At 64.7% G+C, this 11,465-nt stretch carries 6 protein-coding genes; 1 reads left to right on the forward strand and 5 read right to left on the reverse strand.

The annotated features are described in order from the left end of the window. Positions 1-5 precede the first annotated feature (5 nt). Together HG800_RS25785 and HG800_RS25790 are read right to left on the reverse strand one after the other, a co-directional pair. A complete protein-coding gene (locus HG800_RS25785; RefSeq protein ID WP_169981061.1) occupies positions 6-3,479 on the reverse strand; it encodes a protein kinase domain-containing protein in 3,474 nt (1,157 codons plus the stop codon). After that, positions 3,476-4,165: an ECF-type sigma factor gene (locus HG800_RS25790; protein ID WP_235963973.1), complete on the reverse strand. Its 690-nt coding sequence runs from the start codon at positions 4,163-4,165 to the stop codon at positions 3,476-3,478. The genes HG800_RS25785 and HG800_RS25790 overlap by 4 nt, the downstream gene beginning before the upstream one ends. 227 nt (positions 4,166-4,392) lie before the next feature. Between HG800_RS25790 and HG800_RS28355 the strand changes: the two genes are divergently transcribed. Beyond that, positions 4,393-6,126 (forward strand): calcium-binding protein, encoded by a 1,734-nt coding sequence (locus tag HG800_RS28355; RefSeq protein ID WP_169981063.1) that lies wholly within the window; start codon positions 4,393-4,395, stop codon positions 6,124-6,126. Between the two features lie 112 nt (positions 6,127-6,238). Here the strand turns inward: HG800_RS28355 and HG800_RS25800 are convergent, their stop codons facing one another. The 3 genes from HG800_RS25800 to HG800_RS25810 form a co-directional block, all read right to left on the reverse strand. Then, a complete protein-coding gene (locus HG800_RS25800) occupies positions 6,239-7,951 on the reverse strand; it encodes a sodium:solute symporter family protein (protein WP_169981064.1) in 1,713 nt (570 codons plus the stop codon). Between the two features lie 107 nt (positions 7,952-8,058). Next, positions 8,059-8,925 (reverse strand): NAD(P)-dependent oxidoreductase, encoded by an 867-nt coding sequence (locus HG800_RS25805; protein ID WP_169981065.1) that lies wholly within the window; start codon positions 8,923-8,925, stop codon positions 8,059-8,061. 82 nt (positions 8,926-9,007) lie between these two features. Next, on the reverse strand, positions 9,008-11,465 hold a 2,458-nt coding region (locus tag HG800_RS25810; RefSeq protein WP_169981066.1), incomplete at its 5' end, for a hypothetical protein.

An 11,465-nucleotide genomic window follows, 5' to 3' on the forward strand; every position in this document is an offset into this window, starting at 1 on the left:
TTAACTTAAGGTACGGAGGGATCGCCGAGACGGGCCGAGAGGCTGGCATGCAGCTGGAGGAGGGCAGGGCGCCCCAGGATCGGGTCGAGGGCGGGCTCTTGGAGCAACTCCAGCGCAGCCAGACCGTCTCCAAGGGCAGCCAGGTTCTCGATCGCGAGCAATTCGGCCTCGGCTCGGTCGGCCAGCGCATCGTTTCCGAGGGCCGATGCGGCCCGTGAAAAAACGACGGCTGCGGCGATGCGAAGCTGAGGACGTGCTTGCACCTGGGGCAATGCGACCAGAGGCTCGGTCTCGGCAATGGCGCAGAACGGGTCGCCGATGAGGCAGAGCGCTTCAAGTCTGCCGAGGGTGAGTTCTTCCCGGATTGCGGCTGGGGCAACCCCGAGGGCGCGGTCGAACTCGGCCAGAGCGTCCGTGGGCCGTCCACAATCGGCCAGGATCCGGGCGCGGCCGGAGAGAGCTCGGGCCAGCACTTCGCAGCCCCAGGAGTCTCCAGGAACCTCCTGCAACACGGCTTCGAGACTTGAGGCGGCCTCCTCGTAATGGGCAGCTGCCTGAACAGGATCACCGGCCCGATGTTGCAGGAGGCCGAGGGCGACCGTCGCATCAGCCTTGAGGATCTGAAGGTCAGGGCCTCCCGGCTCGCTTCGGAACAAGGCGTCGACGGCCTCGATCGCTGTGTCCAGCTTCGCCTTTGCTTCCTCGGAACGGCCGACCCGGAGCTCCAGAAGGCCGAGGTGGAGCAGGCATCTCGCTCGCTCGATGGCCCAGTCGACGGGAACTGGCCCACCCTGATCAGTCCCTCCCGAGAGACTGTCAAACAACTCGATTGCCTCAACGTAGGCTGCCCGAGCCTCGGACGTCCGGCCGGTTTCTGCCAGCAGGCCCGCCAGCGAAGCCCGGGACCAGGCCCGCCGGAAGGACATCTCAAGAAGGTCAGGGTGCGCCTTCCCGAGGCGATTGGCTAGTGCAACGGCCGATTGATAGACGTCTTCGGCCGCCGGGTAGTCCACGAGACGGAAGAGCGATTCTCCCAGGAGAAGCTGGGCTTGATGACTCAGGAGGGCGTAATCCAGCCGGCCGGGATGGTCGAGTACCAGTCGGTCGAATCGGTCAATCGCCTGGCGAAACAGCACAACCGCCCGGTCGTCGTTGCCCAGGTCGGATTCGAGAACTGCCAGGTTGACGTGAGACGTCGCCAGGTCGAACTGGTAAAGGGCCACGTTCGGACGCTCTCGGACCAAGTCCTCCTGGATCTTCAAGGCCGCCTCGAACTGGGGAAGTGCCTGGGACGACCGGCCCATGTTTGAACGCAGGGAGCCGAGGTTGTTGTAATTCGAGGAGAGTTTGCGGCGGTACTCGTCCGAATCCGGTTGATTGCGGACCAGCCGGATCCGATCGTCCAGGCTGGCGCGGAACAGGACCTCGGCTTCCTCCGTGCGGCCCAGGTTCGCCAACAGAATGGCCAGGTTGTTTCGGGTGCCGGCCAGATTGTCGAGGAACTCCGGATCCCCACGATGATCACGAGCGAGTTGCTCTCGCAGAGCGATTCCCTGGCGGTAAAACTCCTCGGAGTCCTCGAACTCGCCGGAGTCCCAGGCGACGTTGCCCAGGTAGTGCAGGCAGGCCGCCTGCCCGTTCAGGGGGGCAGGATCTCCCGGCTCAAGCCGGGCGAGCAGATAATGATGGCGGAGGGCCTCATCCAGGGTGGTGCGAGCCTCATCGAGCCGGCCGGTGTCGGCCTCGACCTCGGCCAGCCGGATCAGGGCGTCGCCGAGCGCCCGCAAATAGGAAGGTTCATTGGGGTGTTCCTTGGCGAGTGGCCTGGCGACGGCGATCGCCTCGCGATAGGCCTTGATCGCGTCGTCGGGAGTGCCGACCTTGTAGATTAGGTTTGCCAGGGAGACGAGGGTCTCGACGAGCCGGGCACGCGTCCTCGGGTCCCGGCGGCCGTCTTGCAATTCCCGGCCGAGTTGCCGATAGAACCGCATTGGGGTCTGAAGCAGCCGACGCCTCAGCCCCTCCAGTTCGGGCTGGTCGAGCAAGACCTCCTCGCCAACTCCGGTATGGTACTGCTCGACCGCGTCAAGGGCGAGGTCCAGCCGGCGGTTCGACTCGGCGAGGTTGGACTCGGCTCTCAGCCAAAGTGCAATCGCCGAGGCCGACCCGGCCGAGACGGCCAGGGCGAGCAGCCCGGCAAGCGAAGCCTGTGCCGGCCTTCGTCGGCACCAGAGCCAGACCCGGCGCACCGGGCCGACCGGCCTGGCGACGATCGGCCGGCCTTCGAGGTATCGGGCCAGGTCATCGGCCAGCGCCTCGGCCGAGGCATAGCGCCGGGCCGGATCCTTCTGCAAGCAAGTCAGGGCGATTGTCTCGGCATCGCGGGAGACACCGGGAACCAATCGACGAGGAGGAACCGGGTCGATCGTGCGGACCTGCATGACCGTCTCAAGCGCCGAGGCCCCCCGGAACGGCGGCCGGCCGGTCAGCAGTTCATAGAGGATCGCGCCGAGGGCGTGGACATCCGCCTCAGGGCCAACTCCCCCGGGCGAACCGCTCGCCTGCTCCGGAGACATGTAGCTGGGGGTGCCGACGACCAGATCGGTGCGGGTCAGCCCTGAGTCAGTGCCGAGGGTCTTGGCCAGACCGAAGTCGGCGACCTTGGGAGCGCCATCGTCGGCAATCAGGATGTTGGCCGGTTTGAGGTCGCGGTGGACGATCCCCAATCGATGGGCCTCGGCCACTCCCCGGCAGATCTGCTCGATCAGGGCGACCGCCTCCCTCGACGACCGGGGAGCGCCGTCCAGCTCTCGTGCCAGACTTCCCCGTGCGAGGTATTCCATTGCGAAGTAGGGCCACCCCTCGTGGTCGCCCAGTTCGTAAATCTGCACGACGTTCGGGTGGCGGAGCCTCGCGATCGCCTCGGCCTCGGCCAGGAACCGGGCGATCGCCTCGGAAGAAGCGTGTCCCCCGGCGAGGATCATCTTGAGTGCCACGTCACGCTTCAGCCGCACCTGATGAGCTCGGTAAACGACTCCCATCCCTCCCCGACCGAGGATCCCGAGGATCTCGTATCCGGCCGGGGCCGAGGGCGGCGCTGCGGGGGAGCCGGGCGGCAATGAGTCCCGGGCTGTTGGGACCGGCGAGGAGGGGGAGTCAGCAGCGTCCTTGATCAGGGTTGCCCGATCCTGACGGTCGAGGGAGAAGGCGGCATCGACCTCGCCCGGATTGCCGGGGAATCGCAGAAAGTATTCCTCAGGGTCGGGGACCTCGCCCCCGTTGCGTCTGAGGGCCAGCTCCAGCCGGAGCAGTTCACCGAGCGCCGGCCGCCGGTCGATCGGTTCGAGAAGAAGGATCAGGTCCTCGATCCGAGGGCGACGGCCGGCGGTCCAGTCGGCCTCAAATCGGTCGCAGAGGCCGTCGATGCGGAGGGCCGCTGTCGGGGAGAGGGACGGCTCGGTCGGATTGGGGGTGGTCATGGCCGGGCGTTCTCGCTCCAGATCTTCCGGACGACCTCCAGCTTTCGCTCAACTGTCCGGACGACGCACCCAAGGCGGGCTGCGATCTCCTCGTTGGTGTAGGCTTCCATCCGAAGCCGGGCAATCTCACGGAGTGTTGGGTCAGGGAGCGAGTCGAGCCGTCGGACCGTCTCCTCGGCGACCATCGCGGCGAACTCGGGCGTTGGGCCGTCGGAAGCCACCCGCGCCAACAGGCCACCCTCGTCACCGTCACCGGGATTGGTCGCGGCGAGGACTGCCTCGTTGAGGACCTTACCACCTCCCCGCTTCTTTCGCCCCTCACGCTCGACCTGGCGGAGGGCCTTCCGAGCTGTGATGACCACCAGCAGTCGCCAGAGCTCATCTCGGCCCCGGAGGTCGGGGAGCCGACCATCGGAGGCACGCTCCCAAAGGCTATTGAGGGCACTCAGCGCCGCGTCCTCCTCGTCGGACACGGTCGGTCCGCCTCGGCTCGACCTCAGCCGGGTCCGAGCCAGGGCGACGAGCTGACCGAAGTATCGGCCCCAGAGCCGCTCCAGCGCCTCGTGCTCGCCGGCCTTGAGGTCCTCAATCCACCGCGTGACCGAGCCATCGTCCTCGTCATTGACCATCGCCGGAGCCTCCCCGGGAACACCCCGTCGTGAGGTGATCCCAAGCATCTTACCCATCCTGTCGATCCCCGGACGAGTGCCCACCTCGCCGGGCTCGAGGACTCGCTTCCAGCTGCCTGCCCTGTCGCTGCGTCCCGGAACCAATTCGGAAGGCCTGTCGGGCGCCGGCTGAGTTCGCTCATTGATGGGTGTCGCCGTCGAGAATCGCGGCGGGAGATCAACCGGATCATCTCACTGGAGGCGAGGCGTCCCCTCGCAGCCGACTCGCCAAAGGAGCCCGAGCCATGAGCCGCCACACCTCACCCCGAGCCCGACGTCTTGCCCGGACAGCTCGCCCTTCGATCGACCGCCTGGAAGGCCGACAGCTGATGACCGCCGGGATCAGCGACCTCGTCAACGGGATCGTCACGATCACCGGCACCGAGCAGGCCGACGTCATCCGGATCGACTACCTCGGCAATGACTTCGTCTCGATGACTCTGGCGTCCAACGGCCAGACGCTCTTCAACCGCTACTTCCCCTGGCAGTCGGTCAATCGGGTTGTTGTCAACGGACTCGGCGGTAACGACCAGATCACGAACAACTCAATCCTCCCCTCAGAGCTCAACGGCGGCAGCGGCAATGACACTCTGATCGGCGGCTGGATGAATGATGTGCTTTCGGGGGGTCCGGGTAACGACCGCCTTGAGGGCCGATCCGGAGACGACGGGCTCAATGGCGGTTCGGGCAACGACACGTACGTCTTCTCCGGCAACGCCAATCTTGGCCGGGACACGATCATCGAGGAAGTCTCCCGAGATACCGACACGCTCGACTTCAGCCGTTACGGCCACACCGTCAATCTCGACCTCAACCAGACCGGATGGCAAGACGTCTTGCCCTATTTCCCCGGCGACGACATCCGATCCGCCCCGCTGGCTCTGAACCTGACGACGAACTCGGGCATCGAGAACGTCCTCGGCAGCCCGCAGAAGGACTTCCTTCGAGGCAACACACGCGGCAACCGGCTGGTCGGGAACGGGGGCGACGACATCCTCGACGGTCGGTGGGGCAACGATACACTCATCGGCGGCCACGGGAACGACACCTACGCGTTCTCCTCGCTCACCGACGATCGCGGCACCAACCGGATCATCGAGTTGTCGGGACAGGGCCGGGACACGATTGACTTCTCCGGCATGTCTGGCGGCATCGCCATCGACCTGGGATCGACCGCCACTCAGGTCGTCAACCCGCTGCTTCGGGTCGTACTCAATGCTGGAGACCGCATCGAGGATGTGAAGGGGACGGTCTTCGACGACGTGATTCGCGGAAACGCCCTTGCCAATACTCTGTGGGGGAATGACGGCAACGACGTTCTGGAAGGTCGCCAGGGTGACGACGCCCTCTACGGCCAACGCGGCAACGACTCGTACGTCTTTGGCATCACCGCCGCTGGCATCGACGCGATCTTCGAAGATGAGGACCCCCACGGCCCGACCAACGACCCGGCTGACACCCTCGACTTCACCAATTTCGGCTCCGGCCTGGGAATAACCCTCGGGTCGACCGAGTTGCAGTGGGCCTCGCAAAGCCGTACCGGCCTCCAGTTGCAACTCTCCAGTGCCTCGGGGATCGAAAACGTTGTCGGCACCTCTTTCGACGACATGATCCGCGGCAATGCCCGGGCGAACACCCTCGACGGCCGGGCCGGCAACGATACCCTCGACGGGCTGAACGGCGACGACACCCTGCTCGGAGGCGATGGTAACGACACCCTCAACGGCGGCTCCGGTAAGGATGTCCTCCTGGGAGGCGACGGCAACGACGACCTTGACGGGGGCAGTGGCGCCGACAAACTCTACGGCGAGAACGGCAACGACCGCCTCCGGGGCGGGTCCGACGGGATCGCCGACGCCCTTTACGGGGGAGCAGGGGCTGACCTGTTCTTCGCCGAGTGGTACGTCGTTAATCAGATCAAGAAGAACCGGGATCGCGTTCTTGACTTCAACGCCTCCGAGGGCGATACGATTTCCTGACACGCCGCTTTTCCCTCGCACACATCGGCCGACCGGTCCCCTGTGGGGAGCGTTCGGCCGATCGACGTTTTTGCGGCCTCAACCTCATCAGGGCACTCGGCTCATCGTTGCATTAACCACCCAGAAGCCACAGGAACCCGAGGACCATGCCCACGACTGCGACCCAACCCAAGACAAATCCGAGCACCGAGGTGCGAGAGGGGCAGGGGATCTCCAAACCCCCGGCGGTCAGGAGCATTGGCCGGTTTGCGGGCTCGACACCCGGCGGCAGGGTGCACGGCTCCTCGACCCGTTCTCCAGCAACGATGGGCGTCCTCGTTAAGGTGTAAAAGCGATCGAGCCGCTCCCTGGGCGTTTGCACGGTGGCCAGGCTGACGACGACCCCGGCAATGACGGCCGCACCGGTATATAGGGCGATCACCCACGGCTCGGCAATCGCGAGTCGGCCCTCGCTGGTCAGGCGAACGATTCCGAATGCCTCGGCCATCGGCATCCGGGCGACCAGCGCCGCGACATTCGGTAGCTCGGCCAGCCACCAGCATGCAAATCCGGTCAACGTGACGGCCCAGGCGCCTGCGGGGGTCGTTCGCCTCCAGGAGAGCCCCAGCCAGAAGGCGATCCCCATCATCGGGGCGATCCGGAACCAGATGTTAAGCGCCGTGATGACGTCGGGAACCGCCCAGGCGAAGACGATCCCACCTGCCACAATCGCCACCGACGCCAGCCGACCAACCCAGACGTAGTGCCCCGGATCGCGGCCCCGCACGATCGGCTTGTAGATGTTCTCTGTTGCAAGCGCTGAGCCGGAGACCATCATCGCGTCGCACGAACTCATGACCGAGGCCACCAGCGAGGCGAGGAACACTCCCAGCAATCCCGGCATCACCCCCGGAAGAAACTCCCGGGCCATGTCCCCGAAGACGTGGTCCGGGTTGATGTCTGCCCGATCAACGCCAAGGCTGATGTACCAGGCGACCGCCGCCAACGCCGTCAGGCTCCAGGCCGCCGTGCAGATTCGCTTGAGAATATTCCCCACCATGAATCCGAAGCGACCGTCCATCTCGGTCCGACCGGCAGCGCAGACTCCCATGATGAATGGCTGGGCTACGATCCCCATCAGTGCCTGGATCGCATACATCACCACGAAAAACAGGCCGATCTCTCCCGGGACGACGAGCGAGAGCATTTCGGGATCGTCGATAGTCCCGCGGATACCCTCCATCCCTCCTACGGCTTGCATGACGAAGGGGAGCAGCAGAAAGGAGAAGAGAATCGTCAGGATCCCCTGAACGAAGTCCGTGACGATTGCTGCGGCCAACCCTCCGGCCGTGCCATAGGCGACGAACAGAACCGTAATGATGGGGATCGCCCAGTCGGCCGATACTGCTCCGCCTGTCGTGGCCTCGATCAACGCTCCTGAGCCTTTCAGCAGCAGACCGATCTTCACCGACAATCCCACGATTCCGACGACCGAAAACAACAGGGCCACGCTCCGATCGTAACGCAATTCGTACACGTCCGCCGTCGTGATCGCCCGGAGCCGCCGCATGATCGGGGCGATCAGCCAGTAGAACGGGGTGGCCGGGAGCCAGATCCATTGCCACCAGATCCCTGCGAGTCCGACCCGAAACGTTTCGGCGGCCACACTCACAGCCTGGTCGGACGCCGTCCCGGTCCCAAAGGCGAAGGTGGTCATCATCGCCTTGCCGAATCGACGGGGCATGAAGTAGTCGCCGATCGAACGCACCCGCCTGGCCATCCAGACTCCGAGGGCTGTGATGCCCGCCAGGTAGGCCACCAGCACGATCAGGTCGATCGGATGCATCGCTGCGGTCGGCTCGGGCATGGCGTACCGTGGGCTGCTTGTCGGTAAAGCGAGTTCACAACCTTGAAGTCGATGGGTGCAGGGAAGGGACGGTCCGCCCGGTCCGATCACCCAGGCTCGGACACGGACAGGTTGTAAGCCTCGATGAGCGCGCTGTTGTCCGCATCAGCGTAGCCGGCCCGAGCGGCTGCTTCCAGAATCCGGCAGTGGGCCTCACTCAGTGGAAGGTCCAGTCCGGCCGCACCAGCGGCGGCAATCATGAGTTGGACGTCCTTGATGTGTTGCGAGAGCTTTGCCTGCGTCCGGTAGTCGCGATCAATCATCTTCCGGGCTTTTGTGTCCATGATCCGGGAATAGGCCATGGAGTGGAGCAGAACGTCCAGGGTCGTCTCCGGGTCGAGCCCGAGTGACCGGGCGAACGCGAGGCCCTCGGCCAGGGCAGCTCGGTTGAGCCCCAGCACCAGGTTGCTGACCAGCTTCAGCTTCGACCCGCTGCCGGAGGGACCGGCGTAGACAGCACGCTCCGTGAGGCAATCGAACAGATCTCGGCAGGTGTCGAATGCCTCCCGTGGGCCGCCGACGACCGTCGAAACCTGCCCTCGCCTCGTCTGCTCGCTGGACCCGGAGATCGGCGCGTCAAGGTAAAAGACCCCGCCAGCCGTCAACTTCGCCCCAAGGGCGGCCGTTCGGTCCGGGTCGCCCGTCGTGGTGTCGATCAGGATCAGCCCCGGACGGAGCCCCGCTGCCAGGCTGTCGAGAACTTCCTCGACGGTCTCCGTCGTGTACAGGCTGATCAAGACGCGATCACAGGAAACCATCGGGTTCTCAGACCAGCGTGCTCCCTGCTCAATCAGTCCCTCGGCTTTCTCTCTGGTCCGATTGAAGACCTCAACGGGATACCCCGCTTCCATCAGCCGGAAGGCCATCGCCGATCCCATCAACCCGAGGCCGATCACGCCCACCGATCGATTCATTTGCGACCTCACGAACGAACATCGTTATGAAACTCGATGCGCTTCATTCGGTGCCGATGTCGATTCATCGCCGCCATCGGCATCATGGACTGTCTTTGCCAGGGATCTCGTTCAATGTGTAAGCCCCGACCGCATGGACCAGGGACGCTCCCGATTCGGAATGAACCCCGGCGACGTCAATGAGATAAACATGATCCTGAACGAGGGGCTCCGTCGTCAGCTCGACGCTCATTCGGTCGGGCGCGACGAGAATCCTTTCCACCCCAACCTCCGAACGATCGAGTTCGGGAGATCCATAAGCTCCGGTATATTCGTAGCGATATCGCTCCAGGTGATACGAGGACCGAACGGCCGCGGTCTTCTCATCAATCGGTGCGGTGAAGACGATGCGGAACCCGCGGGGCATTGCGTGGATCGACTGCATCTCGAAGGGGGTCTCGCCCGTGAAATCGACGCGAAACAGGGCACCTCGGTCGGGCTGAGCCATCCAGCCCGGTTCCGTGATCCCACCGACATAGAGGTGCCCTGCCGGGTCAAAGGCCAGGCTGACAGGCCCGAGTAGCCCCTCTCCCCAGAACGGGAAGCAGGCCCCCTGGTACTGGCCGTTCACCCGCTCGACATTCGCCCGCACGATCGCGCCACCATACATCAGTTCCGCAAGGAAAAACTGGCCGGAGAACGGTCCGAATTTCCCTCCTGTGTTATCGTACGCGACACCGTTGATCGATCGTCCCCACGCGTAAGGGACCCACACGGCGGGCCTCCCAGCCGGTTTCTCAGCATGCTCCGGCTGCCCCGGGTTCGGGAAGCCATAGAATTTCCCTCGCTCGACGTGGCAAAGCTTATTGGAGGCGACCCACTCCCCCTGGTTGTCGGTAAAAAAGACCTCTCCGTCCGGCCCGGAACACCAGCCGAGCGGATTACGCAGGCCGAAAGCCAGTTCCTCCGGCTCCCGTCCGGGGACGATCCGCAACACCCCCCCCGACCCCGGCAGGCTCGTGTTCGCATAGGGGGCATAGCTCAGGATGAAGCCCCCCTCTCGATCACGCACGAGGCCGTACGCATAGTCATACGTGTCTGCAACTCCATGAGGGAGGGCGGCAACTCGGTCGAATCGATCCGCCCGGCCGTCGCCGTCGGTGTCGCTCGCTCGGGTGAGATTCCGACGATGAAGCACGGAGAGGCCATCCTGCCCGGCGAGCATGGAGAATGCATCCTGGAACAGGCCGCGGCTATAGTCCGTAAAGCGAGCCGAGGACGGGTCGCCTCGCGGGTCGTCCACCACAAACAGCTCCCCCGTCTTCAACGAAGAAACGAACAGGCTCCCGTCCACCGGATCAACGGCCAGTGCGGCGGGCATCACCCGGTCCTCTCCCGACACCGTCTTTGGCCTCGGGAACGCGACGGCCCGATACCCCGGGCGTTCCAGGTCCCCGCCCGTGAGGTCAGGCTGTTCAAGCGGCGTTCCCTCCCATACTGGGGCCGAACGAGCATGAATCAACACATGTGAGAGTATTACAAAAACCGATCCAGAGAGGTCGGGTATGAGTCGTACCGCTCTCCCGTTGCCGTCGATCGCCGGTTCGATCGTTCCTGTAACCGCCTCTGCCGAGAATGCCTCTGCGGAAGGGTCGCCGAGCCGAAGGACCAGGGACACGCCTTGCGGGAGCCCCGCCACCCGGACCACCCGCTCGAGCCGGCCCTCCTCTTCGGCTCGGACGATCCGGACCGAATCCTCGAACTCGACTGGCCCAGAGGCGAGCTGGGCTAACGATCGCACACGCATGCCGTCCTGGAGCCGATCATATCCCTGAAACTGCCACTCGATCGGCCTCCCCGGCACTCCGTCGGCAATAAGCGTCCAGGATGGACCAGGCAGAAAGACGGGCCCAGCGGGCTCGCCTTCCCCATGGAACTGTCGCGTCCGTCCCTGGACGGTCCGCAAGAGTCGTCCTCCAACGAAGGCGGCCCGGGGCGAATGGTCGGCAAGGTCGTACACGACCAGATCATGACGATCGTTGAGCATCGTCATTGATTCAACAACCGATTGGTCTGGGAGTACGATGGGGATCTGTGCCACCAGCACAGGCTCCCCTGCGCCAGGGGCTTCCAGAGGAACCGGAGGCGGCGCCTGAGGAGCAGGGGCGTCACTCCCAAGCGTGAAGTAAGCCCACAGGGCATCACGCTGTCGGGTCGCGTCGCCGTCGAGAACCGAGGTGAGCGTCGTCCGGCCCTCGGGGAAAATCGCCGGCATTGGCGTGCCGGGACTGAATCGCGACGGATCTTGCACGAACTGATCGAACCAGTCTCGCCGGATTCGGCCGGCCACTCGGGTCAGGTCCGGGCCAAGGGCTCCGGGGTCGGGTTGCGAGAGTTGCCTGCCGTTCCAGACGTGGCAGGAGATGCAGCCATAACCTCTTGAACCGACCAGCTCAGCCCCGATGAGCGTCCCGAGCGTCGGGTCGTCGACGGGCGTCGACTCAACTTCGGCCCCGGAGACGATTGCCCCATCGGCCTCGGCGATCGCCTGCACCAGCGCT

This window comes from Tautonia rosea, assembly GCF_012958305.1.
GTDB lineage: Bacteria > Planctomycetota > Planctomycetia > Isosphaerales > Isosphaeraceae > Tautonia > Tautonia rosea.

Excerpts from the sequence above, each read along its gene's own strand:
- HG800_RS25785 (WP_169981061.1), bottom strand. The coding sequence starts at position 3,479 with ATGACCACCCCCAATCCGACCGAGCCGTCCCTCTCCCCGACAGCGGCC.
- HG800_RS25790 (WP_235963973.1), bottom strand. The coding sequence starts at position 4,165 with ATGGGTAAGATGCTTGGGATCACCTCACGACGGGGTGTTCCCGGGGAG.
- HG800_RS28355 (WP_169981063.1), top strand. The coding sequence starts at position 4,393 with ATGAGCCGCCACACCTCACCCCGAGCCCGACGTCTTGCCCGGACAGCT.
- HG800_RS25800 (WP_169981064.1), bottom strand. The coding sequence starts at position 7,951 with ATGCATCCGATCGACCTGATCGTGCTGGTGGCCTACCTGGCGGGCATC.
- HG800_RS25805 (WP_169981065.1), bottom strand. The coding sequence starts at position 8,925 with ATGAATCGATCGGTGGGCGTGATCGGCCTCGGGTTGATGGGATCGGCG.